This window comes from Pseudomonas sp. BP8 (genome assembly GCF_017875955.1).
In the GTDB taxonomy this organism is placed as follows: Bacteria; Pseudomonadota; Gammaproteobacteria; order Pseudomonadales; family Pseudomonadaceae; genus Aquipseudomonas.
In genome coordinates this window covers 4,167,458-4,192,232 of record NZ_JAGINK010000001.1, presented here as the reverse complement: position 1 = coordinate 4,192,232, position 24,775 = coordinate 4,167,458, and the positions used below count along the sequence as shown (strand labels likewise).

22 protein-coding genes are annotated in these 24,775 nt (G+C 63.2%); 6 read left to right on the top strand and 16 right to left on the bottom strand.

The genetic code is table 11. The features are described from left to right. Position 1: 1 nt before the first annotated feature. The 12 genes from J3B00_RS18255 to J3B00_RS18200 all read right to left on the bottom strand — a co-directional run bounded on the left by J3B00_RS18255 (position 2) and on the right by J3B00_RS18200 (position 11,388). Entirely contained in the window at positions 2 to 946 is a 945-nt protein-coding gene (locus J3B00_RS18255) for a D-isomer specific 2-hydroxyacid dehydrogenase family protein (RefSeq protein ID WP_209869780.1), read from the bottom strand. Beyond that, positions 943 to 2,079 carry an acyl-CoA dehydrogenase family protein gene (locus J3B00_RS18250; protein ID WP_209869777.1) on the bottom strand — a complete coding sequence of 379 codons (1,137 nt, stop codon included), beginning with the start codon at positions 2,077 to 2,079 and terminating at the stop codon, positions 943 to 945. The genes J3B00_RS18255 and J3B00_RS18250 overlap by 4 nt, the downstream gene beginning before the upstream one ends. A 179-nt stretch (positions 2,080 to 2,258) precedes the next feature. Then, the gene (locus J3B00_RS18245; RefSeq protein ID WP_209869774.1) at positions 2,259 to 3,149 is read right to left on the bottom strand and encodes a LysR family transcriptional regulator; all 891 of its coding nucleotides are present in this window, start codon (positions 3,147 to 3,149) and stop codon (positions 2,259 to 2,261) included. A gap of 106 nt (positions 3,150 to 3,255) precedes the next feature. Beyond that, complete coding sequence (locus J3B00_RS18240) at positions 3,256 to 3,819, bottom strand: NUDIX hydrolase (RefSeq protein WP_209869771.1); 564 nt, start codon at positions 3,817 to 3,819, stop codon at positions 3,256 to 3,258. Positions 3,820 to 3,821: 2 nt separating this feature from the next. Further along, entirely contained in the window at positions 3,822 to 4,574 is a 753-nt protein-coding gene (locus J3B00_RS18235; RefSeq protein ID WP_209869767.1) for a GntR family transcriptional regulator, read from the bottom strand. A gap of 91 nt (positions 4,575 to 4,665) precedes the next feature. Then, on the bottom strand, positions 4,666 to 5,055 hold the full coding sequence (locus J3B00_RS18230; RefSeq protein WP_119141404.1) for a carboxymuconolactone decarboxylase family protein: 390 nt from the start codon (positions 5,053 to 5,055) through the stop codon (positions 4,666 to 4,668). Positions 5,056 to 5,281: 226 nt separating this feature from the next. After that, complete coding sequence (locus J3B00_RS18225; RefSeq protein WP_209869764.1) at positions 5,282 to 5,767, bottom strand: flavin reductase family protein; 486 nt, start codon at positions 5,765 to 5,767, stop codon at positions 5,282 to 5,284. A 14-nt stretch (positions 5,768 to 5,781) separates the two neighbouring features. After that, on the bottom strand, positions 5,782 to 7,263 hold the full coding sequence (locus J3B00_RS18220) for an aldehyde dehydrogenase (protein ID WP_209869761.1): 1,482 nt from the start codon (positions 7,261 to 7,263) through the stop codon (positions 5,782 to 5,784). Beyond that, on the bottom strand, positions 7,260 to 8,093 hold the full coding sequence (locus J3B00_RS18215; protein ID WP_209869758.1) for an alpha/beta fold hydrolase: 834 nt from the start codon (positions 8,091 to 8,093) through the stop codon (positions 7,260 to 7,262). The genes J3B00_RS18220 and J3B00_RS18215 overlap by 4 nt, the downstream gene beginning before the upstream one ends. A 66-nt stretch (positions 8,094 to 8,159) precedes the next feature. Then, entirely contained in the window at positions 8,160 to 8,750 is a 591-nt protein-coding gene (locus J3B00_RS18210) for an amino acid synthesis family protein (protein ID WP_119141396.1), read from the bottom strand. Between the two features lie 1,013 nt (positions 8,751 to 9,763). Next, positions 9,764 to 10,807: an LLM class flavin-dependent oxidoreductase gene (locus tag J3B00_RS18205; RefSeq protein ID WP_209869755.1), complete on the bottom strand. Its 1,044-nt coding sequence runs from the start codon at positions 10,805 to 10,807 to the stop codon at positions 9,764 to 9,766. 95 nt (positions 10,808 to 10,902) lie between these two features. Continuing rightward, positions 10,903 to 11,388, bottom strand: coding sequence for a flavin reductase family protein (locus J3B00_RS18200; RefSeq protein ID WP_119141391.1), 486 nt, complete (start codon positions 11,386 to 11,388; stop codon positions 10,903 to 10,905). Positions 11,389 to 11,705: 317 nt separating this feature from the next. Between J3B00_RS18200 and J3B00_RS18195 the strand changes: the two genes are divergently transcribed. Then, positions 11,706 to 13,109 (top strand): cytosine permease, encoded by a 1,404-nt coding sequence (locus J3B00_RS18195; RefSeq protein WP_209869752.1) that lies wholly within the window; start codon positions 11,706 to 11,708, stop codon positions 13,107 to 13,109. Between the two features lie 81 nt (positions 13,110 to 13,190). Here J3B00_RS18195 and J3B00_RS18190 read toward each other — a convergent pair whose 3' ends face one another. From J3B00_RS18190 to argC, 3 genes are all read right to left on the bottom strand, one after another. After that, positions 13,191 to 14,816, bottom strand: coding sequence for a methyl-accepting chemotaxis protein (locus tag J3B00_RS18190; protein WP_209869749.1), 1,626 nt, complete (start codon positions 14,814 to 14,816; stop codon positions 13,191 to 13,193). Positions 14,817 to 15,519: 703 nt separating this feature from the next. Continuing rightward, on the bottom strand, positions 15,520 to 16,206 hold the full coding sequence (locus J3B00_RS18185; RefSeq protein WP_209869746.1) for a GNAT family N-acetyltransferase: 687 nt from the start codon (positions 16,204 to 16,206) through the stop codon (positions 15,520 to 15,522). Positions 16,207 to 16,279: 73 nt separating this feature from the next. Beyond that, complete coding sequence (argC, locus tag J3B00_RS18180; RefSeq protein WP_209869742.1) at positions 16,280 to 17,206, bottom strand: N-acetyl-gamma-glutamyl-phosphate reductase; 927 nt, start codon at positions 17,204 to 17,206, stop codon at positions 16,280 to 16,282. Positions 17,207 to 17,311: 105 nt separating this feature from the next. On the opposite strand from argC, the gene J3B00_RS18175 reads away from it, so the two are divergent. Further along, positions 17,312 to 18,193: a LysR family transcriptional regulator gene (locus tag J3B00_RS18175; RefSeq protein WP_209869737.1), complete on the top strand. Its 882-nt coding sequence runs from the start codon at positions 17,312 to 17,314 to the stop codon at positions 18,191 to 18,193. Positions 18,194 to 18,273: 80 nt separating this feature from the next. Here J3B00_RS18175 and J3B00_RS18170 read toward each other — a convergent pair whose 3' ends face one another. Further along, entirely contained in the window at positions 18,274 to 19,401 is a 1,128-nt protein-coding gene (locus J3B00_RS18170; protein ID WP_245362473.1) for a DDE-type integrase/transposase/recombinase, read from the bottom strand. Positions 19,402 to 19,739: 338 nt separating this feature from the next. Between J3B00_RS18170 and J3B00_RS18165 the strand changes: the two genes are divergently transcribed. The 4 genes from J3B00_RS18165 to J3B00_RS18150 all read left to right on the top strand — a co-directional run bounded on the left by J3B00_RS18165 (position 19,740) and on the right by J3B00_RS18150 (position 24,774). Further along, positions 19,740 to 20,252, top strand: coding sequence for a sigma-70 family RNA polymerase sigma factor (locus J3B00_RS18165; protein ID WP_209869733.1), 513 nt, complete (start codon positions 19,740 to 19,742; stop codon positions 20,250 to 20,252). After that, positions 20,253 to 21,227, top strand: a complete 975-nt coding sequence (locus J3B00_RS18160) for a FecR family protein (protein ID WP_209869729.1) — start codon at positions 20,253 to 20,255, stop codon at positions 21,225 to 21,227. It abuts the gene before it with no gap. A gap of 101 nt (positions 21,228 to 21,328) precedes the next feature. Then, positions 21,329 to 23,761, top strand: a complete 2,433-nt coding sequence (locus J3B00_RS18155) for a TonB-dependent receptor (RefSeq protein WP_209869726.1) — start codon at positions 21,329 to 21,331, stop codon at positions 23,759 to 23,761. Between the two features lie 77 nt (positions 23,762 to 23,838). After that, positions 23,839 to 24,774: a 5'-nucleotidase gene (locus tag J3B00_RS18150; protein WP_209869723.1), complete on the top strand. Its 936-nt coding sequence runs from the start codon at positions 23,839 to 23,841 to the stop codon at positions 24,772 to 24,774. Position 24,775 lies beyond the last annotated feature (1 nt).

The following is a 24,775-nucleotide window of genomic DNA, read 5'->3' as shown; positions in this document are numbered from 1 at the left end:
GTCAGTAGCCGCGCTGGGCGTCGACCAGGTTGTGCAAGGGTTGTTGTTCGCGGTACCGGCTGAAGTTTTCCAGGAAGCGCTCGAGGAACACCGGGTAGCCGTCCTCGGAGATCGCCGAGGTGTGCGGCGAGAGGAATACCCGCGGGTGGTGATACAGCGGGTGGCCGGCGGGCAGCGGTTCCGGCTCGGTGACGTCGAGGCTGGCGCGGCCGATCAGGCCGCTGTCGAGCGCTTCGAGCAGGGCCTGCTGGTCGAGCAGGCCACCGCGGGCGATGTTGATCAGGTGCAGGCCGGGGCGGGCGCTGGCGAGTACCTTGCGATCGACCAGGCCGCGGGTGGCGGCGGTCAGCGGCGCGGCAATGACCAGGTGGTCGGAGCCGGCGAACAGTTGCTGCAGGTCTTCGGCGCGCTGCACCCCGGGCACCTCGGCAATTGGCTGGCCCGGCCGGCTCAGGGCCAGCACGTGCATGCCCAGCGCGTTGGCCTTGCGTGCCAGGCTTTGGCCGATGCTGCCGAAACCGAGGATGCCCAGCGTGCGCCCCCGCACTTGCGCCAGCGGCGTCAGGCGCCAGTCGGCGTCCTTCACCCACAGCCCTGGCAGTTGCTTGGCGGCGGCGAATACCAGGGCCAGGGCAAACTCGGCCACCTGTTCGGCATTGGCGCCCTTGCCGCTGGTTACCGGCGGCCCCTGGAACACCCAGTCGGGGTAGAAGTCGATGCCTGACGACACCAACTGGACCCAGCGCAGCGACCACGGCCAGCCTGGCGGCGGGGTGTCGACGCGGTTACCGCGCACGTTGATCGGACGCACGATGAACACATCGGCGGGCACCTCGAGGGTGAGCTGATCAGGTGCGATGTCGATCACCTCATGGTCGGCCAGCTGCTCGCGCAGTAGCTGGTTAACCTGTGGGTCGAGCTGGCTGGCGATGATGGAATGGCTCATGGGTGCACCTCTGCGAGCGCGGCGCGGCCGACCTGGCCGAGCACCACGTCGTCCTGTGGGGTATGGATACGGCTGCACAGCACGTCGCGGTAATGCCGTTCAAGCGGGTTGTGGCGCGACAGGCCGGGGTTGCCGGCGGCCTCGATGGCCAGCTCGACGGCCTTGATGGCGTTGCTGCTGACCAGGTGCTTGAGTTGCCCGGCGTGGGCTGCGTCGACCAGCCCGGCCACCGCCGAATCGAGCAGGCTGCGGTTGGCGAACAGCAGGGTGTCGATGCGCCCGACCACGTCCTGGAAGCGCGGCAGGCTGGCCAGCGGCGCGCCGAGGTTGCTCGGTGTACGGCTGTTGAGAAACTGCACCAGCCAGTCACGTGCGGCCTGGGCCACGCCGTCGTACAGCGCCGGCAGCAGTACCGACATCCACAGCAGGCCTTCGCCGTCGAGCTCTGGGCGCGGCGCGCTGGCCGGGCTGACGCTGACCGCGTGGTCCAGCGGGATCAGCACGTCGTCGAAGCGCACTTCATGGCTGCAGGTGGCGCGCATGCCGAGGTGGTCCCAGTCATCGACGATGGTGATGCCCGGGGTGTCCTTGTGCACCAGGAAGCCGCCGACCAGCGGGTCGCTGTCATCACTGCGCGCCCATACCAGGTACCAGCTCAGGCCGTGGCTGCCGGTGGAGTAAATCTTGCGTCCGGACAACCGCCAGCCCTCGCCGGTGCGGCGTGCCAGGGTCGCCGGCAGGCCGCCGCGGGCCGGGGTGCCGAGTTCTGGCTCGACCCGGAAGGCATTGATCAGTGCGCCGTTGTCGACCGCGTCGCGCGCTACCCGCAGGCGCAGCTGTTCCGGCCAGCGGCCTTGTTCCTGCAGGCGGAAGTGCTGCAGGTACTGCATGACCAAAATCAACGCGGTAGACGGGTCGCCCTTGCCGACGGCGGCGATTACCCGGCGTGCGGTCGCGAGGTCGGCGCCGCCGCCACCCAGGGCTTGCGGCACGGTCAGTCCGAGCAGGCCGTATTGGTGCAGCAGGCTGAAGTTGTCGTGGGGAAACTGACCGCTGCGGTCGTAGCGTTCGGCGTTGGCGGCCAGGGCTTGGGTCAGCTCGGCCAGGGCGCGATCGGATGGGGGGTGACTCATGGGCATTCATCCCTGGAACACGGTAGATTTGTTAGAACCGTATTCGTCTTGATGAAGGCTGTAAAAGTCTTTTTGGTTATATGCTAATTATTTGTTTGTGGTATTTAGTGATCTTGTTGTTATGCATTTTGTTTATTTGATGTTGGCGGCAGGGGGGCCGCTTCGCGCCCCCAGCGATGTCAGCCGCGCAAACGCGCCCCGGCGATCTCGCCGAACAGCTCCACCGGCTCCTGCAGGTTACCCAGGTAACGCGGATGGAACAGCCACAGGTCTACCTGCGGCTTGAAGTCACTGACGTTGACCACGTCCAGCTGATCCCGGTGCCGGCTGGCCAGCAGCAATGGCTCAGGCACCAGCCCCAGGCCCTGGCCGCTGGCAACCAGGCCCAACTGCAGGTCGGTGCCAAAGGTCTCCAGGTTGATCGACAACGACAGCCCTTGCTCACTCAGGGCGCGCTGCAAGCCTGCGCGAAAGCCGCAGCCGTCGGGGTTGAGGACCCAGCCGCGGGTGTAGCAGTCCTTGAGTTTGTAGCTGCGCTTGCTGGCGCTGCCCTTGGCCGCGACTACGCGCAGAGCCATGCGTCCGATCGACTGGTTGGCAATCCCTTCGGGGAAGATCTTGCCCGGTGGGAACAGCGCCGCCGCAGCGTCCAGCTCACCGTTCTCCATCCGCGCGATCAGGCTGCTGCCCCAGCCGCTGGTGACCTGGGTGCGCAGGTCGGGATAGGTATCCCGGATCTGCGCCAGGGCATCCAGCAGTACCACATCGCCGAGGGTTTGCGGCACGCCCAGGCGCAGGGTGCCGGATGGCGCGCCATCGTTGGCGACCAGCTCGCGCAGGGCATCGATTTCGCGCAGGATCGCCTTGCACTGGTCATACACGCGCAGACCCATCGGGGTCGGCTTGAGCGGTTTGGTGTTGCGGTCGAGGAGGGTGGCGCCCAGGTCTTCCTCGAAGTTCTGCAGGCGCCGCGTGATGGCCGGCTGGGTCAGCTGCAGGGCTTCGGCGGCAAGGTTGGTCGACTGGCAACGGATGACCGCCACGAAGGCGTCCATGTCATCGATTTTCATATTCGGCGCTCACATATTGAGACGGGGGAACATACCTCCCAAGAATAATCCTCGAATGCAGTCGCCACAACCGAGTTGCTCAAAATGGGGTGCCAGGCGAGCCAGCCTAGCGAATGAAGTGCACCTTGCCGGTGTCGTCATTGCCCATGTAGATCCCGTAGACCCCGGCTTGGCGCTCGAGGATATAACGCTCGAGGATCTGCCGGATCGCCGGGTAGTAGATCTCATCCCAGGGAATGTCCTCGGGCTCGAAGAACTTGTAGGCAAGGGTCTCCGGCCCGAACTGGCCGGTCTCTTCGGTGGCGATGGCGCGGAAGATGATGTACACCTCGCTGATCTTCGCCACGCTGAAGATCGAATAGGGCGAGACCACTTCGGCGTGCACGCCGGTTTCTTCCCAGACTTCGCGCAGGGCCGCCTGCTCGGTGGTCTCGCCCGCCTCCATGAAGCCAGCGGGGAGGGTCCAGGTGCCGGGGCGCGGGGGAATGGCGCGTTGGCACAGCAGGTACTTGCCCTCGCGCTCGATGATGCAGCCGGCGATGATCTTCGGATTGATGTAGTGGATGTAGCCACAGCCCGTGCAATGCAGGCGTTCGTGGGTATCGCCGGTGGGAACGCCCCGGGCAAGCTCTGTGGTGCAGTGCGGGCAGTAGCGCGGGGCGTTGGGCATGGTCAGCGGCCTATGCGAGGTTCCTTCAGGGCCAGGGGCTCGACGATGTCGCGCACCTTGGTGTTGTCATTCTGCTTCTGGCGCAGGTATTCCAGGGCGACGTTGGCGGCGGCACGTACATGGTCGACCGAGGCCTGGTGGGCGGCCTGCGGATCACCGCTCTTGATCGCCGCAACGATTTTTTCCATTTCCTTGTTGCTGGCGCCGCGACGGTTCTCTTGCGACACCGAGGTGGCCCGCAGGTAGCTGATGCGCGCCTGCAGTTGGCGCAGCTGGGTGGCGGCGACATGGTTGCCGGAGCCTTCCAGGAGCACATCGTAGAAGCCTTGCACCGAGTCGATCACCTGCTGCAGCTCACCTTCTTCGAGCGCCTCGCGGTTGACCTCGAGGGCGCGCTCCAGGGCGCGGATGTCCTTGGCCTTGGCATTGAGGGTAAACAGCTGGACGATCAGGCCTTCGAGCACGCAACGCAGCTCATAGATGTCGCGGGCATCTTCCAGGGTGATGATCGCCACGCGCGGCCCCTTGGCATCGGCGAACTCGACCAGACCTTCGGATTCCAGATGGCGCAGGGCTTCGCGGACCGAGGTCCGGCTGACCCCGAGACGGTCGCACAGATCACGCTCGACCAGGCGATCGCCCGGCAGCAGGTGGAAGTTCATGATCGCGCTGCGCAGTTTGTCGAGCACGATTTCGCGCAGGGTTACGGGGTTGCGGTTGACCTTGAAGCTGTCGTCGAGTGGCTGGCGTTTCATCAGGTGCGCTCTTTATGAGGCTGTTTGCGCCAACATCGCCGGAGCGCCACGAACCCGGGACGCTCCTTGCAGTGGGTCGAACAGCCTGCGGTTAACGGGTTGACTCCGCATCGGCTTCGGCGAACGCTTCGCGGGCCAGGCGAAAGCTGTCCACCGCCGCGGGTACGCCGCAATAAATGCCGACCTGGAGCAGGATCTCGCGAATCTGTTCACGGCTCAGGCCATTACGCAATGCGCCGCGAATGTGCAGCTTGAGTTCGTGGGGCCGGTTGAGCGCGGAAATCATGGCCAAGTTTATCATGCTGCGCTCTTTGAGCGATAAGCCATCGCGGCCCCAGACGTGCCCCCAGCAGTACTCGGTAACCAGCTCCTGGAGCGGTTTTGTGAACTCGTCGGCGTTCTGGATCGAACGGTTGACGTAGTCCTCGCCGAGCACCTGGGTGCGGATCTCGAGGCCTTTCTGGTATTTCTCGTTGCTCATGTGCCGGTACTCCGGAATTAAAACAGGGGCCGCGAACAAGGGTGAGGTTCGCCGCGGCCCCTAAAAAAGGTGGGGCTAGTGATTGCGCGGGCTGGCGCTGCCCCTGTAGGAGCGGGCTTGTCCCGCGAACACGGGCGGAGCCCGTGCCAGACACCCGCGTTCACCGGGCTGGCCTCTTCGCGGGGCAAGCCCGCTCCTGCAAGGTATCCGTCAGGTCCCGGGACGCTCAGCCCAACGGCGGCAGGGCGCCGAGCTTGCCTTTGTGATAGAGCATCGGTGTCACCGGCTCGGCCGGCAGCACCAGGTTCTTCACCGCGCCAACGATGATCGCGTGGTCACCGCCGTCGTATTCGCGCCACAGCTCGCACTCGATGATCGCCGTGGCCTTGGGCAGCAGCGGGTTGCCCAGCTCGCTCAGGTGCCAGTCGATGCCCTTGGCCTTGTCCTTGCCCTTGCCGGCAAAGGCATAGGCTTCGGCAGTCTGGTCGGCCGACAGCAAATGAATCGCGAACTGCTTGCTGTCACGCAGGATCGGGTAGGTGTCCGAAGCGTAGTTAGGGCAGAACAGCACCAGTGCCGGCTCGATCGACAGCGCGCTGAAGGCGCTGGCGGTGATACCGACGATGCCGCCGTCGGGGTCAAGGGTGGTCACCACCGTGACGCCGGACGGGAACGAGCCCATCACGTCTTTGTAGATGCCAGGTTCGATCATCTTGGCAGTACCTCTTAGCGCATCACGAAGGGGTCGGGCATCGGCGCGGTGGACAGGTTGATCCACACGGTCTTCAGCTCGGTATAGGCGAGCACCGAATCGATGCCGCTCTCGCGGCCATAGCCGCTGTTCTTGAAGCCGCCGATCGGCGCCATGGCCGAAACTGCGCGGTAAGTATTGACCCAGATGATCCCGGAGCGCACGTCCCGCGCCAGGCGGTGGGCACGGCCCAGGTCGCGGGTCCAGATGCCAGCGGCGAGGCCGAACTGCGAGTCGTTGGCGATGGCCAGGGCGTCTTCTTCGGTCTTGAAGCGGATCACTGCTGCAACGGGGCCGAACACTTCTTCCTGCATGATCTTCATCGAGTTGCTGTCGCACTCGAACAAGGTCGGCTCATAGAACCAGCCGTCACCCTCGACCTTGGCACGCTTGCCGCCCATGCGCAGTTTGGCGCCTTCGGCATTGGCCGCAGCTACCAGGCCTTCGACCACAGCCAGTTGCTGGGCGGTGGCCATCGGGCCCATTTCGCTCTGCTCGTCCTGCGGGTTGCCGATGCGGATGCGTTTGGCCCGTTCGATCAGGCGCTCGACGAATTCGTCGAAGATCTCGTCCTGCACCAGCAGGCGCGAGCCGGCTACGCAGCTTTGCCCGGAGGCGGCATAGATGCCGGCCACGGCGCCGTTGATGGCGCTGTCCAGGTCGGCGTCGGCGAAGATGATGTTCGGCGACTTGCCGCCCAGCTCCAGCGACAGCTTGGCGAAGTTTTCGGCGCTGCTGCGGACCACGTGACGGGCGGTGGCGGCGCCGCCGGTGAAGGCGATCTTGCGGATCAGCGGATGGCGGGTGAGCGCCGCGCCGGTGCTCGGGCCGTAGCCGGTGACGACGTTGACCACGCCCGGCGGGAAGCCGGCTTCAAGGGCCAGGCGGGCCAGCTCGAGGATGGTCGCCGAGGCGTGCTCGGAAGGCTTGAGAACGATGGTGTTGCCTGCGGCGAGTGCCGGCGCCAGTTTGATCGCGGTCAGGTACAGCGGGCTGTTCCAGGGGATGATCCCGGCCACTACGCCCATCGGCTCATGCACGGTGTAGGCAAACAGGTCTGGCTTGTCCAGGGGCAGGGTGCCGCCTTCGAGCTTGTCGGCCAGGCCTGCGGTGTAGTGGAAAAACTCTGGCAGGTAGCCGACCTGGCCGCGGGTCTCGCGGATCAGCTTGCCGTTGTCGCGGCTTTCCAGCTGGGCCAGGTGTTCCTTGTTTTCGGCGATCAGGTCACCGAGGCGACGCAACAGCTTGCCCCGCGCCGTGGCGGTGAGCCCGCGCCAGGCCTTGCCGTCGAACGCACGTTGAGCCGACTGCACGGCCAACTCGACGTCGGCTTCATCGGCATCGGGCAGTTGCGCCCAGACCTGGGCGGTGGCCGGGTCGAGGCTGTCGAAAGTCTTGCCACTTTGCGCATCCAGCCACTGGCCGTCGATGCACATCTGGAAACGAGCGAGGGTCATGCAACTATCCCCTTGGCGGATTCGGTGAGGGTGCGGGCGTGGCTGAGGAAGTCCAGCAGCATCTTGTTGACTTCGCGAGGCGCTTCCACCGGCATCATATGCCGTTGTTCGGCGAGGACCACACTCTGCGCGCCGGGAATGCGTGCGGCGAGCTGGCGGGTCATGGCCGGGGTCGAGCCCTGGTCGAGTTCACCGGTGGCGATCAGCGTCGGCACCTGGATGCTGCCCAGGTCGCCTTCGCGATACATGTCCTGGGTGGCGAACAACGAATAGGTGGTGTGATAGCCCTGCGGATCGTTGCTGGCCAGGATCTGGCGAATGGCAGCGACTTGAGCGGGGTTGGCGGCTTTGTATTCGCGGCTGAACCAGCGGTCGAGGGCGGCATCGACGTTGGCGTCCGGGCCCTGCTCGGCGGCCTGGGCGGCGCGGGCGATAACCCCGGCGCTCTGTTCCGGGCTGCGGTTGAACACGCTGTTGAGTACCACCAGTGCACTCAGCCGTTGCGGGTGATTGAGGGCGAAGGCGCGTGCGACCAGGCCACCCATGGAGAAACCGATCACGGTTGCCTGGGGAATCTGCAGGTGGTCGAGCAGCTCGGCCAACTGGTCGGCGTAGCCTTCCAGCGGGGTGTTGGCGGCAGGCAGGTGGCTCTGGCCATGGCCAAGCATGTCGTAGGCGATGACGCGGTAGTCGTTGGCCAGGCCGACGGTCTGCCCGCCCCACATTTCCTTGTTCAGGCCAACGCCGTGGATCAGCACTACCGGCTGGCCTTGGCCGGTCACCAGGTAGCTGGTGCCGGCGGGTGTGCGTTCAGCAACAGGCTGAATCATGAAGGGCGCTCCTTGAGCGTCGGGCGTGCACATGGCAATGGCACGCCCAGGCCCATGTATTAATTGTTATTGAGCTTTTTCGGCTGCCAGTTCTTCGAGATCGATGTAGCGGTTGCCGATACGCGGGTGCAGGCGGCCGCCGTCGGCCGCGCCGAGGACCACGACGATCTCGTCGGCGCGTGGTGCGTCTTCGATCTGCATCTCGAGGGTGATGTAGTGCGAGCGCAGGCCTTCGTCGTCCTTCTGCATCATCGGGATCTGGATCGAGGTGCCGGGGCCGCCGCGCTTGTTGGTGAAGCTCAGGTAGCTCTTGGCCTGGACGGCTTCGCGGTAGTGGTTGCCGAAGCGCAGGGTGTGGATCACGGCCGAGGCGTGTTCGATCTCACCGTCGGCGCCGACCACGGCGGCTTTGCCATAGGCTTCGATCTTGTCGGCACCGCCGATGGCGGCGATCAGGCGCTCGACCATCAGTGCGCCGAGCTCGGAGCAGTTGGCGCGGATTTCTGGCTTGAGGTCATCTACGAAACCGCGGCCGGCCCATGGGTTCTTGATCACCACGGCCAGGCCGACCATGGTCACCGGCTTGTCGGTGGCCTTGCCGCCTTCGATGCGGGTCTCTTCGGAGTAGGTGACGATCTTGCGGATTTCGAAACTCATGAGCGGCTCCTGTGGAGGGTTATCTGATCTTGTTGTCTGATGGTATACCATAATATTTGTTGTGCAAGAGGCCGCTTGAAATTTATCGGCTGGGGGGACGAAAGGTGATTTGTTGGGGGGGGGGCTGGTCGCGGGTTTACTTGCTGTCGGAGGATTGGCGGTTCTGTGGTTTTGTGGCTTGTGGGTTGGGGGCTTATCCATTTGATGTGGTCCTGGGCCTCAGCGCTTTCCGGCCATCCATGGCCTCCACCTCCCTACGCAAGACCTGCGCTCGGCCTCTTGAAGTCGCTGGTAGATCAAGAGCCAGATCAAGATCAAGATCAACAGCCAGGGCAACGGCAGGCGAATCGCTGCGCTCTCGCTTTGTTTATTTACCAGCGGATTTGTGGGGTGGCTGGCAGGGCTGCGCCCTGCGATTTGCATTGGCAGTGCCGGCCTCTTCGCGGGGCAAGCCCGCTCCTACAGGTACTGCGCCGAATTCAAAATCTGCGCCAACCCTGTAGGAGCGGGCTTGTCCCGCGAAGAGGCCCGAATATCCACCACACCTGCCACTATCGAAGACAACGCCAGCCCAGACGCCACCCGTAACTTCGCGACGTCAGGAGGCCGAGTGGAGGTCTTGCGCAGGGAGGTGGAGGCCATGGATGGCCGGAAAGCGCTGAGGCCCAGGATGGGCCGTACAGCGCGGTCCTCCCGGAGCAAGACCGGAGCGAGGGAACCCGTAGCGCAGCGGAGGGCCGGATGCAGGAGCAAGCGGTTTTTGGTTACTTTTTTCCAAGAAAAAAAGTGACCCGCCGTAAGGGCGGAAGGGGCCCGAAAAGCCACCACATCAAATGGATAAGCCCACAATTCCTAAGCCAGTAAGCCAAGCCAAGCCAAGCCAAGCCAAGCCAAACCAAACCAAACCAAACCAGCAGATCATCTCCCCGAACAATCCGCGAACAACCAAAAAAATGCCCGCTCCCGCACAGGCGGGAGCGGGCTGTTCCCGCAATCAATCAGGCAAAGGGAATTCAGTTGAACGCCGGCACCACTTCCTTGATGAACAGCTCAAGCGACTTCTTCTTCTCGGCATGCGGCAAGCTGTTGTCACACCAGAAACTGAACTCGTCGACACCCAGCTCCTGGTAGTACTTGATGCGCGCAATGATCTCTTCTGGCGTGCCGATCATGGTGTTCTTGCGGATGTTATCCAGCGCAAACGCCGGCACTTCAGCAAACTTCGATTCTGGACTCGGCTCGAGAAAGCCATTGACCGGCGTCTGCTTGTTGCCAAACCACGCATCAAAGGTGCGGTAGAAGCGCGAAATGGCCTGGGCACCGATCTTCCAGCCTTCCGGCTCGTCGGCACTGTGCACGTGGGTATGGCGCAGCACCATCAGTTGCGGGCGCGGCACGTCTGGATTGTTGTCGAGAGCGGCCTGGAACTTGTTTTTCAGGTCCAGCACTTCCTCGTCGCCCTTCATCAACGGCGTGACCATCACGTTGCAGCCGTTCTTCACCGCAAAGTTGTGCGAGTCAGGGTCGCGGGCAGCAATCCACATGGGCGGCATGCCATTCTGGACCGGCTTGGGCACGCTGGTGGACAACGGGAACTTGTACACCTCACCTTCAAAGGCATAGTCACCTTTCCACAGCTCGCGCACCGCCGGGACCATCTCGCGCAGGGCCTTGCCGCCGTCGGTGGCGGGCATGCCGTTGGCCATGCGGTCGAACTCGAACTGGTAGGCGCCGCGGGCCAGGCCGACTTCCATGCGACCGTTGCTGATCACGTCGAGCAAGGCGCATTCGCCGGCAACCCGGATCGGATTCCAGAACGGCGCAATGATGGTGCCAGCACCCAGGCGGATTTTCTCGGTGCGCGCGGCAAGGTAGGCCAGCAGCGGCATCGGGCTCGGCGAGATGGTGTATTCCATGGCGTGGTGTTCGCCGATCCACACGGTGCTGAAACCGCCGTCTTCGGCCATCAGGGTCAGTTCGGTGAGGTCTTCGAACAGCTGGCGGTGGCTGACCTGATCATCCCAACGTTCCATGTGCACGAACAACGAAAATTTCATGGGGCTTTCCTCGAAACTTGAAGGTCACGCCGGCCGGGGCCGACGTCAGGAATCTCGACGGGCACGCCCGGTACCCGTCAACAGAATAGGTAGCTTCAGGCGAAGGCGGGCAGGCTGGCCATCTTGCCGCGGCAGTAGATCATCGGCAGTGGCGCTTGCTCGGGGACGATCAGGTTCTGCACCTTGCCGACCATGATGGCGTGATCGCCACCTTCGTACTCGCGCCACAGTTCGCATTCGATGATGGCCGTGGCGTTGGCCAGCAGCGGGTTGCCCAGCGCGCTCAGGGTCCACTCGATGCCGGCGGCCTTGTCCTTGCCTTTTTTCGCGAAGGCATAGGCTTCAGCTTGCTGGTCACCGGAGAGCAGGTGAATGGCGAAGCGCTTTTTCGCGATCAGCACAGGGTAGGAGTCGGAGCTGTAGTTGGGGCAGAACAGCACCAGCGGCGGGTCCATCGACAGCGAGGAGAAGGCGCTGGCGGTCAAGCCCACGATCTGGCCGTCATCGTCCAGGGTGGTGATGACGGTAACGCCGGAAGGGAAGGAGCCCAGGACGTTCTTGTAGACGGTTGCGTCGATCATGACGTGTTCCTCGGATGGGGCAGCGGTGATCCGCTTTTTATCGTTGATGTGTCTGATGGTATACCGTAATACTCGATTTGCAAGCGGAATTTTGCTGCTGCAAAAAATCACGATGAATGGCGCAAGCCCACAGAATCCGTGGCCTTGCTGTTAAAGCGCGAAGATTGATGGAGTTGCTGAACCGGATCAGTTACTGATTTTTCAAGCGGAGCAGTGTTGTCAAAAGTTTGGAATACCATAATATGGTCCGCAGCTGAGAGGCCGCCCAGAGCGGTTTCCTACAACGATAAAAAACGACCCTTTCGAGCTGAAAACCTATGTCCCAGTCGTCTTCGCAACACCAGTTTGTCGAAAATCACACGGTCGATTACGTTCCACCTGCCGAGCGCCATGGGAAGGCGCGCGACCTGTTCACTCTCTGGTTCAGCACCAATATCGCGCCACTGCCAATCGTCACCGGTGCCATGGTCATCCAGGTGTTTCACCTGAACCTGGTGTGGGGGCTGCTGGCGATTGTCATCGGCCATTTGCTGGGCGGCGTAGTCATCGCCCTGGCGTCTGCGCAGGGCCCGCAACTGGGCATCCCGCAGATGGTCCAGAGCCGTGGTCAGTTTGGCCGCTACGGCGCCTTGCTGATCGTGTTCTTCACCGCGCTGATCTATGTCGGCTTCTTTATTTCCAACATCGTCCTGGCGGGCAAGTCGATCCATGGCATCGTGCCGAGCGTGCCGATGCCCAGCGCGATCGTTATCGGCGCATTGAGCGCGACGGCGATTGGGGTGATCGGCTACCGCTTCATCCACGCCCTGAACCGCATCGGTACCTGGGTGATGGGCACGGCCTTGCTCGCCGGCTTCATCATGATGTTCGTCCAGGACCTGCCGGCCGACTTCTATAGCCGTGGCAGCTTCAACCTCTCGGGCTTCATCGCCACGGTGTCGCTGGGGACCATCTGGCAGATCAGCTTCTCGCCCTACACCTCCGACTACTCGCGCTACCTGCCGCGTGAGGTGGGCATCGCCAAGCCGTTCTGGGCCACCTATTTTGGCGCGACCCTGGGCACCATCCTGTGCTTCAGCTTTGGCGCCATCGCCGTGCTCTGCGTGCCGGAAGGCACCGATGCCATGGTTGCAGTCGAGCAGGCTACAGGTTGGTTGGGGCCGATCCTGATGGTGTTGTTCCTGCTCAACATCATCAGCCACAACGCGCTCAACCTGTACGGCGCGGTGCTGTCGATCGTTACCGCGATCCAGACCTTCTTCGCCCAGTGGACGCCGAGTATCAAGGTGCGGGTGATCCTTGCTGCGGTGATCCTGGCGGGCTGTGGGCTGGTGGCCTTGAATGCGTCGGCTGACTTCATCGGCCAGTTCATCGGCCTGATCCTGGCGCTGCTGCTGGTGCTGGTGCCGTGGGCATCGATCAACCTGATCGACTTCTACCTGATCAAGAAAGGCGTGTATGACATCGCCTCGATCTTCCGCGCCGACGGCGGTATCTATGGGCGCTTCAACCATCACGCGATCATTGCCTATGCGTGCGGGATCCTCGTGCAACTGCCGTTTGCCAACACCGCATTGTATGTCGGGCCGTATTCGAACCTGGTGGAAGGGGCGGACCTGTCGTGGTTGTTCGGGCTGCTGGTGACCTGCCCGCTGTATTACTGCCTGGCGACTCGGGGCAAGACCGAGAAGGCGGGGCGGGCGGTTGGCGTTAACGACTGACTCGGCGTAGTGGGGCTGCCTTGCAGCCCTTCGCGGGCCCGCGAAGGGCCGCAAGGCGGCCCTCGCTATTTCAGGGCACGATCAAACCTTGAACTGCGCGACCATCCCATTGAGGTCTACCGCCAGCCGCGACAGATCCTGCGCCGCCGCGCTGGTCTGGTTGGCCCCAGCCGAAGTCTGCATGGCCAGGTCGCGGATGTTCACCAGGTTGCGATCCACCTCGCGCGCCACCTGCGCCTGCTGCTCGGAGGCACTGGCGATGACCAGGTTGCGTTGGTTGATCGAGGCAATCGCCTCGGCAATCACTTCCAACGCCTGACCCGCCCCTTGCGCTACTTCCAGGGTGCCATTGGCGCGCCCGCGGCTGCTGTGCATGGCACTGACTGCGCGTTCGGTACCGATCTGGATACCGGCAATCATCTGCTCGATTTCTGCCGTGGACTGTTGCGTGCGGTGGGCGAGGGCGCGCACCTCATCGGCAACCACGGCAAAGCCGCGGCCTGCTTCACCGGCCCGTGCAGCCTCGATCGCAGCATTGAGCGCGAGCAGGTTGGTCTGCCCGGCAATCGAACCGATTACATCGAGCACACGGCTGATGTCGCTGGCGTTGCTGGCCAGTTGCTCGATCTCGGCGGACGTACCGCTGACATCGTCGACCAGGTGCTGGATCGAGGCCAAGGCCTGGTTGACCTGGTCGCGGCCGTCACGGGTGGTCTGATCGGCTCCCCTGGAGGCATCGGCGGTGCTCACCGCGTTGTTCGCCACCTCTTCGACGGCAGCGGTCATCTGGTTGACTGCCGTGGCAGCCTGGTCGATTTCGGCGCTCTGTTGGTGCAGGCCGCGGCTGGTGTCTTCGGTCACGGTGTGCAGCTCTTCGGAGGCCGACGCCAACTGGTCGGAAGAGGCGGCAATCTGGCGCAGGGTGTCGCGCAGGCTGTCCTGCATGCGGCTCAGCGCACCCAGCAGCAGGGCTGGTTCGTCACGGCCGCGCACTTGAATCTGACGGGTCAGATCGCCAGTGGCCACCCGTTCTGCGACGGCCACGGCTTCTGCCAGCGGGACGACGATGCTGCGGGTCAGCAAGGTGGCGATGGCGACCAAGGCAAGAATGATCACCAGCAGTGACCCGACAATGACCGAGAACGCTTCATCGGCCACGTCGCTGCTACGTTGCGAGGCGCTTTCGGCGCCATTGCCGTTGTAGCTGATCAGTGCGGCCATGGCTTGCATCATGGCGTCTGCGGCCTGGGTCAGCGCGCCGCTGATCTGCGCCCGGGCCTGGCTGGTATTACCCATCGCGAGGCTTGCCAGCACCTGCTTCTGCACCTCGCTGTAGTGCTGGTATGCAGTCGTGAAGGCGTTGAACAGCGCGCGGTCATCGGCGGCGATGATCGTGTCCTGGTATTCCTTGATGCTGGTGTGCAACCGCTGGTTGATGCCGTCGAGCATGGCCACGGTGCGTTGGCGGTCACTGGCATCCTCATCCAGTGCGGCGCGCAGGGTTACCGCGCGGGCGCGGCCGAGGTTGCTGCTGATGTCGTTGAGTGCGACAACGGCGGGCATCCAGGTTACCCGGATCTCGTCGGTGGCACTGTCCATCTGACGGGTTTCGTACAGCGATACCAGGCCCATGGCCAAAACCATGACACCCAGTAGCGCGAACACGCTGGCTGCCCGATTGCCGATCTTCATATTCCGGAACTGCATTGGAATGCTCCTTGACGGTGGCGTGCAGGCGTCAAGAGCATGGTCGGCGAAGCCGGGTCACCGTGGGGTGGCCAGGCTCTCGAGGCGCTGCAAAAAGTGTGGTTGGTCCTCACCCTTCGTTAATCGTTTTATTTTCGATGATGCCATAGCGCCATTATTATTGACCAGTCATTCAATGTAACAACACGTATGGACAGGTAAGTCATAATCTGGCTGATCGGACAGGATATTTGCCGTCAGACGATAGCTATCGCGGGGTCTGCCGCCGCCAGTGCAGTGGCTCGATCCGCAGCGGGCGGGTAGATCCACACCGAGTTGATCTGGCCCGCCGCTTTGGGCATAAGGCGTCGGCCGAGTTTGGCCAGAAAGACAATGACCGGTGGGTAAGCGGCGTGAGGACAAGGGTGGGAGGGGAGATACCACTGACCCAGGTGTGAGTGTGTGCCTGGACTGGCCCCTTCGCGGGGCAAGCCCGCTCCTACAGGGGCAGCACATGCCTCAAAACGTCGCCATCCCAGATCCTGCAGGGACAGCATCTGCCTAAAAACGTTGCCATCCCCAAATCCTGCAGGGGTGGCACATGTCTCAAAACGTCGCCATCCCCGGATCCTGTAGGAGCGGGCTTGCCCCGCGAACACCGGCGAAGCCGGTGCCAGACACCGCAGTCCCTGCTTCGCGAGCCAATTCGGTCCCTCCAGCCTGCCTAATGCACCAGTCGCCGCTGCCGCACGCACGCTTGCGCCTGCAACCCCAGCTGATCCAGGCGCTCATCGCGCAGGCGCTCTGCCTCGATCATCGCCTCTTCACCCTGCTGCTTGAGCAGGTACGCGTGGATCTGCCGCACCTCGACGGTCTGGTAGATCGGCGCGATATCGAGCCTGCCGACCAGCGCACCACTGGCCTGGCCGGTACTGCTCATCAGCACCTGCGGGCCCCTGGCTGCGACCACCTGCATGCCTCGCTCCTCGAACCACGGCACCTGCGCCGCGAAGGCATTGAGTTCGACGCACTCATAGCGGCTTTGCACGTCGCCCAGCAAACCGCAGCCAACGCCTTGGCGGCGATGGCTGGCGCCCACGGCCATGAACGCCAGGACACAGGCCTGAGGGTTATCCTGCGCCGGCAAGGCCAGGGCAAAACCGAGCAGTTGGTCGGGCGCCTCGGCATCCAGTGCCAGCAGCAGTTCGACGGCCAGGCCGCGGGTGCCATCCATGGCCTGCAGGTACTGGTGGACCTCCAGGCCAACGCCGTATTGATACAGCGGGTACAGTGCATTGTCGGCGCTGATGGCGACGCTGCTCAGTTCGCCAACATGGTCTATCACCAGTTGGCGGATCTGGTTCTGGAAGGATTCGGGCGGCACGCTGTCGAGGCGGCGGAGGATGTACATCGCAGGCTAAGCTCCGGCTGGGCAGAAACACCCCGCGCCGGTCGTGGCGCGGGGCTGACCAGTCTACCCGGTTTTACCCGGCAAGCATCAGGTCGAGGTTTTGCACGGCTGCACCCGAGGCGCCCTTGCCGAGATTGTCGAACACCGCCGTGAGTACCACCTGGCCGTGTTCGGCATTGGCAAACAACGCCAGGCGCAGGTCGTTGCTGTCGTTCAGCGCCTCCGGGTCCAGCGCCGCTGCCGGCCCATGCTGGTGCAGGGGCATTACCTGCACATGACGGGCGCCCTGGTAGTGCTGCTCCAGGCACGCCTGAAGGTGCTCGGCGTTCACCCCGGCAGGCAGCAGGCGCAGTTGCAACGGGATGCTCAGGACGATGCCCTGGCGATAGTCGCCATAGCCTGGGAGGAACACCGGCCGCGCGCTGAGACCGGCATGCTGCTGGATCTCCGGGACATGCTTGTGGGCCAGGTCCAATCCATACAGTTGCAGGGTCGGCAAGCTGCCTTGGCGAGGCTGCTCATGCCGTTCGACCGCCGCGCGGCCGCCCCCAGAGTAGCCCGATATGGCGTGTACGCTGAGGGGGTAGTCCGCGGGAACCAGCCCGGCGCTGATCAGCGGGCGCAGCAGGGCGATGGCGCCGGTCGGGTAGCAACCCGGGTTGGTCACCCGTGTGGCCTGGGCGATGCGCTCGGCTTGATGGGCATCCAGTTCGGGCAAGCCGTAGACCCAGTCGGGGCTGGTGCGGTGCGCAGAGCTGGCGTCGATCACCCGCACGGCGGGGTTGTGAATGGCCGCCACTGCATCGATCGCGGCGGCGTCGGGCAGGCACAGCAGGGCGATGTCGGCGCTGTTGATCGCTTCAGCCCGGCGCTGCGGGTCTTTGCGTTCGGCCTCGGCCAGGGTCAGCAGGCGCAGGTCGTCGCGGCCGTGCAGGCGTGCATGGATCTGCAAGCCGGTGGTGCCTTGGTCGCCGTCGATGAAGACAAGAGGTGTAGCCATGGTCGATGTCCGTGTGAAGAAGTGATGGCCTATGCTCGCTTGCTGCTGGACGAAAGAAAATTTGAATATCATGATGCTGATCTTCATAAAAACTGAATCTCGGCCATGCGTGAAATCAGCCTCGACCGTTTGCGTACCCTGGTCGTCATCGCCGACCTCGGCTCCTTTGCCGAAGCTGCCCGCCAGCTCAACCTAGCACCGCCGACCATCAGCCTGCACATCGCCGAGCTGGAGGCACGGGTCGGCGCCGCGCTGCTCACCCGCACGCGTGGCCAGGTACGCCCGACGACGCTGGGTGAGACGTTGCTGGTCCGTGCCAGGCGGCTGCTGGCCGATGCCGATATGGCCCTGGAGGAAGTGCGGCGTCAGGTCGAAGGCTTGACCGGGCGCGTGCGTCTGGGCGCTTCGACGGGGGCCATCGCCCATTTGCTGCCGCGTGCGCTGGAGGTATTGCGGGTTGAGCATCCGGGGATCGACGTGCAGGTTCAGGTGCTGACATCACAGGCTTCCCTGGCCCGGCTGCGCGAGGGCAGCCTGGACATCGGCCTGGTGGCCTTGCCCCAGGTCGCAGGCAAAGGCGTGCGGATCACGCCGTGGCGGCGCGACCCGATCATGGCCTACGTGCCCAGCGACTGGCGTCCGCCGGCCAAGGTCACCCCGGCATGGCTGGCGCAACGCGCGTTGATCCTCAATGACAGCGGCACCCAGTTGTCGCGGGTCACTTCGGAGTGGTTTGCGGCGGTGGGGTTGTACCCGCAGGCGAGGATCGAGCTGAACTTCAACGATGCGATCAAGAGCCTGGTGGCGGCGGGGTACGGGGCTACCTTGCTGCCACAGGAAGGCGAGGCGGTCGAGCTGGACCCGCGTGTGGCGCGACGGCCACTGCGGCCGGGGTTGTGGCGGCAGTTGGGCATTGCCTGTCGGCAGGGCGAGGTGGAGCGGGGGGTCGGTTATGTGCTTGAGGCATTGGAGCGGTTGCGCCAGTGAGTATTGTGCGGTGTCAGGGGCGGCCTCTTCGCGGGTGTACGACCGGAGACATCCTTTACATCTTAAACCGGGGACATGGTTTACACATTTGAGGCTTGAACGCGGTTTTCACCCCGTTCCAGCCTCCCCAGGAGATGGTCACACAGAAACACATCCCAAATATCATCCTCCACCTCTTTCAGGCCAATCCTCTCGCCAGACAAGGCCTCGCTGATGAACAGCAGCTTGCCTTTCCACTTGATCGAGCCATTTTGCCTGACACTGCGGACAGCCATTTCGGCGGGATACTCCACGACAGGCAGACATCCGGGGTAAGGCCGATTGGATGGTACATACAGCTCAAATGGACGCTTCATCCCCAGTGCTTCGTGGGGACGGACATAGTTGAATTCGTGGCGGAAATGCTCAAGCAACAATTGTTGATGGATCAGATTGTGACCCAGAGGCAGTTCAAGCTTCATGCTGCGATGCATCCGCTCGTGACGACCATTCTGATCTGGGCGCGCGGGAGCGGTCCGTTCGGGAAAAATCCCGAGGCGGATCAACCAAACAGCGATAGTGGACATCCTTGCCAGCCCGACTGAAGCAAATGGGCTGCCGTTGTCAGAGCGGATTACCTCTGGCATTCCATGCTCCTGAAAAAGCCACTCAAGCGTCTGTATGACCGGCTGCGTCATGATGTTCTTGTGGGCTTTGCAGGCCAAGAGGAGGCGCGAGGCGTGGTCCGTGACTGTTAGCGGGTAGCACCACTGGCCGTTGAGCATTTTGAACTGGCCCTTGTAGTCGATGCACCAGGTCTTGTTCGGCTCGTTGGCCTCTCTCATCTTTGTGGGGCTTTTCCCGTATCGCCGCTTTGGCCCACGTTTGTGAACCATGCCCAGTCGGTCTAGCCACTGCCCTGCGGTGCTCGGGGACGGCCAGTCAACGGATGGATCTTCAAGGCGCAACAGCTCAATGAGCTTCTTGGGGCCCCATTTGTCGTGCGCTTCTTTCATCGCAACAATGCGGGCCAACAGCTCATCACTTGTCTTGTTAGGACTGTTGTCGGGACGCCGTGAGGCATCGGACAGCGCTTCAACGCCGCCCGCAGAATATCGCGATATCCATTTGTCGATCGTGGGGCGGCTGACGTTGTACCGGCGAGCAAGCTGACTCTTGGTGTAATCACCGGAAAGCCATTCGCCAATCAATCTGACTCGTTGATCCATGGGGGACTCTTGGTTCCAGGGCATGATCAAATACCTCCTGATCATGCGTATTAGCCTGTAAACCATGTCCCCGGTTTGAAATGTAAACGATGTCTCCGGTTTGTACCGGGACAAGCCCGCTCCTACAGGGGTAGCGAAACGCTGCGGGGGCGTTGTGGGGTGTCAGTGCCGGCCTCTTCGCGGGACAAGCCCGCTCCTACAGGGTTTCGCTACCCCTGTAGGAGCGGGCTTGTCCCGCGAAGAGGCCGGCACTGGCAACCCGCAGAAATGAGTTTGCCATCGATACCGGCTTTAACTTAACATTGGAAATAGTTCTCAATTACAAAAAATATCGCCCCATGAGCGAAGCCCTGCCTCCCTCCGATAGCCGCCTACGCAACGTCGCAGCCCTCTACAGCGGCCATCAAGGCTGGTTGTACGCGCGCCTGTACCGCAAGCTGGGCAATGCCCTCGACGCGGCCGACCTGGTCCAGGATACCTTCACCCGTATCCTCGCCTCCAAGGTCTCGGTGTTCAACGAACCGCGTGCTTACCTCAATTGCGTGGCAGGCGGCATTCTCGCCAACTGGTGCCAGCGCAAGGCGTTGGAGCGTGCTTATCTGGCGGCCCTGGAGCAAGTTGCGCCCGCCGAGGCGCCTTCGCCTGAGTCGCGCTACCTGATCCTGGAAACCCTGCATGAAATCGACGCCATGCTCGATACCTTGCCGCCCATGGTCAGGCGCGCGTTTCTGCTGTCGCAACTGGCCGGCATGAAGTACGAAGCCATCGCCGAGCAGCTCGACGTGTCGCTGATCACCGTCAAGCGCTACATGAAGCAGGCGTTCCTGCAGTGCTTGAGTGTGGTCGAGTAAATGGCCGCCAATCAGCCTGACCCGATCGACCCGCAAGCCCTCGAGGAGGCTGCCGAGTGGTTGATGAGCATGAATGCCGGTGAGGCTTGCGAGGCACAACAGGCGGCCTGGATGATCTGGCGCAACAGCAGCGTCGAACGCGAGCGTGCCTGGCAGCGCGCCGAGCTGCTGATGGGCAAGCTGGCCGGTTTGCCGCCGGCTGTTTCACTGTCGGCGCTGGAGCGTCCGGCCGATCAGGGCAGGCGCGTGCTGATCAGTCGCCTGGCGTTGTTGCTTGCCGTTGGCCCTGCCGGCTGGATGGCTTGGAACCTGGCAGAACGGCAAGCATGGGCAGCCGATTATCGCTCAGCGATTGGCGAGTGCCGCGAGCTGGTCCTGGCCGACGGCAGCCAAGTCTTTCTCAACACCGATTCTGCAGTCGACGTGCGCTTCGACACCCACCAGCGGCTCATCCACCTGCGGCGTGGCGAGATTCTGGTGCAGACCGCCGTGGATACCCTGGTGCCGGCGCGGCCGCTATGGGTTGCTACCGCTGAAGGGCGGATGCAGGCGCTGGGCACCCGCTTTGTGGTTCGCGAAGCCGCCGGCCGTACCTACCTGGCGGTGATCGAGGGCGCGGTCCGGGTGCAGCCGAGCAATACGCAGCACGCCGGATCACGGGTGGTCATGGCCGGTGAACGCACCGACTTCGATGGCTCCGCCCTACGCCCCGTGCAACCTGCCGACAAGAGCGTGGGGGCGTGGATCCAGGGCATGCTCCTGGCGGACAAGATGCGTCTGCAGGAGCTGGTCAGCGAACTGGCGCGCTATCGTCGAGGGTTCATCCGTTGCGACCCGCTGATTGCCGATCTGCCGGTCTCGGGGGCTTTCCCGGTCAGCGACTGGCGGCGCACCGTGAACATGCTGGTGGCAACCTATCCAGTCGCGGTGAGCGAGCACATGAATGGCTACTGGACTCTGCTCTCAGCCCGCTGAGCCTGGGTCCTGAAAAAAATTCCAGCGTGGCTGATACTTTTTTCCTTTTCGACTGGCAACAAGAGTGACAACCACTTTTTACCCAGAAGGATCCATCCGCCATGCCTGTTGCAAGTCGTCCTCGTGCTGAACGCGCCTTAGCCCTTGCCGTGCGTAGCGCTGTGTTGGGCATCGCCTTGGCTGCGGCCGGTGCCAGTTGCTGGGCGGCCGCGCCTGCCCAACTGGATGCCGTCGAAGTAAAACGCTATGAGATCCCCGCGGGTGCCTTGGGCCGTGCGCTGTCCAGTTTTGCCATGCAATCGGGCATCGCCTTGTCGTTCGAACCGGCCTTGACTGAAGGACTGCAGAGCCCGGGCCTGGCGGGCAATTTTTCGCCGCGTGAAGGCATTGCGCAACTGTTGGCTGGCAGCGGCCTCGAGCTTGCGGCGCTGGGCGATGGGACGTTCATGCTGGTGCGCCAACCTGAGGTCAGCGCTGATGGCCTGACCCTGGCCGCGACCAACATCGATGCGAGCAGCCTGCGCACGGGGGGCTTGCCCGATGCCTATGCCGGCGGCCAGGTGGCGCGCGGTGGGCGCGTGGGCATGCTGGGCAACAAGGATGTGCTGGACACACCCTTCAGTGTCACCAGCTACACCGCCAAGACCTTGGCCGACCTGCAGACGGTGACCGTCGCCGATGCCCTCGAGCGCGACCCTTCGGTGCGCTCCACAGGGCAGGCCGGCGGCATCGTCGACTCGTTTTTCATCCGCGGCTTTCCGGTCGGCGAGGGTAACCTGGGCGAGCTGGCGTTCGACGGCGTGTATGGCGTGGCGCCCAACTACCGGGTGTTCACCGAGTACGCTGAACGTGTCGAAGTGCTCAAGGGGCCTGGCGCGCTGATGTACGGCATCTCGCCGAACAGTGGCGTCGGCGGGGTGATCAATATCGTGCCCAAGCGCGCTCTGGCCGAAGACCTGACACGCCTCACGGCGAGCTATGCCTCCGACACCCAGGTGGGCGGTCATGTCGATATCAGCCGCCGTTTTGGTGCCGAAAGGCAGTGGGGCGTGCGCTTCAACGGCAGCCTCGCACAAGGCGACACTGCCATCGACAATCAGCAGCGGGCGCTGGACATCGGCGCGATTGCTCTGGATTACCAGGGTGAGCGGCTGCGCTTGAACCTGGATTTCATCAGCCAGAAAGAACAGTGGGACGCCGCGTCGCGACCGTTTACCGTTGCGGCGGGCACCGAGGTGCCCTCGGCACCAAACGGGCGCAGCAACCTGCCACAGGATTGGGGCTGGTCGGAGACTCGCGAGCAGTCGGCGTTGCTCGGTGGCGAGTATGACCTCAACGATTCGCTGACGCTGTTTGCCCATGCCGGTGGGGGCAGGGCGGACGTCGCGCGGATGTCCGACCAGGTGCCACGCATTCTCAATGCCGCGGGGGACACCAGCAATACCCCGGGCTACTACAAATTCAACGTCGATCGCTCGACGGCGGATATCGGTCTGCGCGGCCTGTTTGAAAGCGGCCCGGTCAACCATACCGTGACCTTGATGGCCACCCGTTACCAGGATGAGCTGTCTCGGGGCATCACCAACGGCACGGAGGTCTTCTCCAATATCTACCATCCGCTCGACAGGTCGAAGCAGTACCTTCTGGCCCCGAAGGTGCTGCGGGTATCCGAGACCGAGCTGTCGGGCGTCGCTCTGACCGATACCCTGGCAGTGCTCGATGACCGTGTGCAACTGACGCTGGGCCTGCGCCGCCAGGCGATCGAGTCGCGCAACTACAGTGCTGCCGGCGTGGTCACCTCGCGCTATGACGACAGCGCCACGACACCGGTGGTGGGGCTGGTGGTCAAACCGTGGGACAACGTATCGTTCTACTACAACTACGTCGAGGGCCTGAGCAAAGGCGATGTGGCCCCGGCCACTGCGGGCAATGGCGGTGAGGCCTTTGCGCCCTACGAGACCAAGCAGCACGAGCTGGGGGTGAAGTACGAGCACGCGACGTTCATGACCACTTTGGCGCTGTTCCAGATCGAGAAGCCCAGTGGTGAGGTGGGCGCCGACAATCTGTTTTCAGTCCAGGCCGAGCAGCGGAATCGCGGGGTCGAGCTGAGTATGTTCGGTGAGATCGCGCCCGGCACGCGCCTGCTGGGTGGAGTGACATTGCTTGATGGCGAGCTGACCGATTCGGCGACTGCCGCTAATCGGGGCAATGAACCGGTGGGAGTGCCAAATGTTCAGGCCAACCTGTGGGCAGAGTGGGACACGCCGTGGGTTGAAGGCGTAACCCTCACGGGCGGAGCGATCTACACCGCCAGCCAGTACATCAACCAAGCCAATACCCAAGCGCTCGATGCCTGGACGCGGTTTGACCTCGGCGCGCGCTACGTCACGCGTATCGACGGTCGGCCGACCACGTTCCGGGCCACGGTGCAGAACGTGTTTGATCGTGAGTACTGGTCGGGGGTTGCTTCGTATGGGGCTATTTCGCCGGGTTATCCGCGGGCGTTGCAGCTGTCGGCCACGGTCGATTTCTGACGGCATATCGGCAGTGCGCCGGTCTCGGGTAAGCTGGGCTATTGAATAGCGTTGTCGGCTCGATAAAGGAACACCCCATGGCCTATGAAGTAGATGACCGCCTGGTGATCGGCGTGGCGTCGAGTGCGGTATTCGACCTGAGCGACTCCGATGCTGTGTTTCGCCGCGAAGGCGAGGCGCAGTACCGCAAGTACCAGCAGCAGCACCTGCACGTGCCATTGGCGCGCGGCATGGCCTATCCGTTCATCAAGCGCCTGCTGGCGCTCAATGACCTGTGCGACAACCCCGAAGACCCGCTGGTCGAAGTCGTGCTGTTGTCGCAGAACGACCCCGACACCGGTCTGCGGGTGATGAAAACCATCGAACACTACGGGCTGAACATGACCCGGGCGATCTTCATGCAGGGCCGGTCACCCTACGAGTACATCCCGGCGCTGAACATCGCCTTGTTCCTGTCCGCGGACAAGCAGCACGTCGATGCCGCGATCAAGGCCGGCTACCCGGCCGGCCAGGTGCTCGACTCGCAATTCGATGATGACGAGCGCGACGATGGCCTGCGCATCGCCTTCGACTTCGATGGCGTGCTCGCCGGCGATGAATCGGAAGCAGTGATGCAGCGTGACGGCCTGGTCGGCTTTCACGCCCATGAAGTGACCAACGTCACCCAGCCGCACAACCCCGGGCCGCTGAAGGAGTTCTTCGTGCGTATTGCGCGGATCCAGGCGGCTGAGGAACAGTACAAGCTTGCCCATCCCGGCTACGAGAACCGCCTGCGGGTGTCGATCGTCACCGCGCGCAATGCGCCTTCGCACGAGCGCGCCCTGAATACCCTGAAGAGCTGGGGAGTGATGGCCAACGATGCGTTCTTTCTCGGCGGCATCGAGAAGCGCCGGGTGTTGCAGGTGCTCAAGCCGCACATCTTCTTCGATGACCAGTCGGGGCATCTGTCCAGTGCGCGCACCGTGGTGCCCTCGGTGCACGTACCTTTTGGCGTCACCAACCAGCCGGTCTGAG

Coding starts and splice junctions, on each gene's coding strand:
- J3B00_RS18250 (WP_209869777.1), bottom strand. CDS start 2,079: ATGAGTCACCCCCCATCCGATCGCGCCCTGGCCGAGCTGACCCAAGCC.
- J3B00_RS18200 (WP_119141391.1), bottom strand. CDS start 11,388: ATGATCGACGCAACCGTCTACAAGAACGTCCTGGGCTCCTTCCCTTCC.
- J3B00_RS18235 (WP_209869767.1), bottom strand. CDS start 4,574: ATGAAACGCCAGCCACTCGACGACAGCTTCAAGGTCAACCGCAACCCC.
- J3B00_RS18150 (WP_209869723.1), top strand. CDS start 23,839: ATGGCCTATGAAGTAGATGACCGCCTGGTGATCGGCGTGGCGTCGAGT.
- argC (WP_209869742.1), bottom strand. CDS start 17,206: ATGGCTACACCTCTTGTCTTCATCGACGGCGACCAAGGCACCACCGGC.
- J3B00_RS18190 (WP_209869749.1), bottom strand. CDS start 14,816: ATGCAGTTCCGGAATATGAAGATCGGCAATCGGGCAGCCAGCGTGTTC.
- J3B00_RS18215 (WP_209869758.1), bottom strand. CDS start 8,093: ATGATTCAGCCTGTTGCTGAACGCACACCCGCCGGCACCAGCTACCTG.
- J3B00_RS18165 (WP_209869733.1), top strand. CDS start 19,740: ATGAGCGAAGCCCTGCCTCCCTCCGATAGCCGCCTACGCAACGTCGCA.
- J3B00_RS18195 (WP_209869752.1), top strand. CDS start 11,706: ATGTCCCAGTCGTCTTCGCAACACCAGTTTGTCGAAAATCACACGGTC.
- J3B00_RS18185 (WP_209869746.1), bottom strand. CDS start 16,206: ATGTACATCCTCCGCCGCCTCGACAGCGTGCCGCCCGAATCCTTCCAG.
- J3B00_RS18175 (WP_209869737.1), top strand. CDS start 17,312: ATGCGTGAAATCAGCCTCGACCGTTTGCGTACCCTGGTCGTCATCGCC.
- J3B00_RS18170 (WP_245362473.1), bottom strand. CDS start 19,401: ATGGATCAACGAGTCAGATTGATTGGCGAATGGCTTTCCGGTGATTAC.
- J3B00_RS18220 (WP_209869761.1), bottom strand. CDS start 7,263: ATGACCCTCGCTCGTTTCCAGATGTGCATCGACGGCCAGTGGCTGGAT.
- J3B00_RS18210 (WP_119141396.1), bottom strand. CDS start 8,750: ATGAGTTTCGAAATCCGCAAGATCGTCACCTACTCCGAAGAGACCCGC.
- J3B00_RS18240 (WP_209869771.1), bottom strand. CDS start 3,819: ATGCCCAACGCCCCGCGCTACTGCCCGCACTGCACCACAGAGCTTGCC.
- J3B00_RS18225 (WP_209869764.1), bottom strand. CDS start 5,767: ATGATCGAACCTGGCATCTACAAAGACGTGATGGGCTCGTTCCCGTCC.
- J3B00_RS18160 (WP_209869729.1), top strand. CDS start 20,253: ATGGCCGCCAATCAGCCTGACCCGATCGACCCGCAAGCCCTCGAGGAG.
- J3B00_RS18255 (WP_209869780.1), bottom strand. CDS start 946: ATGAGCCATTCCATCATCGCCAGCCAGCTCGACCCACAGGTTAACCAG.
- J3B00_RS18205 (WP_209869755.1), bottom strand. CDS start 10,807: ATGAAATTTTCGTTGTTCGTGCACATGGAACGTTGGGATGATCAGGTC.
- J3B00_RS18155 (WP_209869726.1), top strand. CDS start 21,329: ATGCCTGTTGCAAGTCGTCCTCGTGCTGAACGCGCCTTAGCCCTTGCC.
- J3B00_RS18245 (WP_209869774.1), bottom strand. CDS start 3,149: ATGAAAATCGATGACATGGACGCCTTCGTGGCGGTCATCCGTTGCCAG.
- J3B00_RS18230 (WP_119141404.1), bottom strand. CDS start 5,055: ATGAGCAACGAGAAATACCAGAAAGGCCTCGAGATCCGCACCCAGGTG.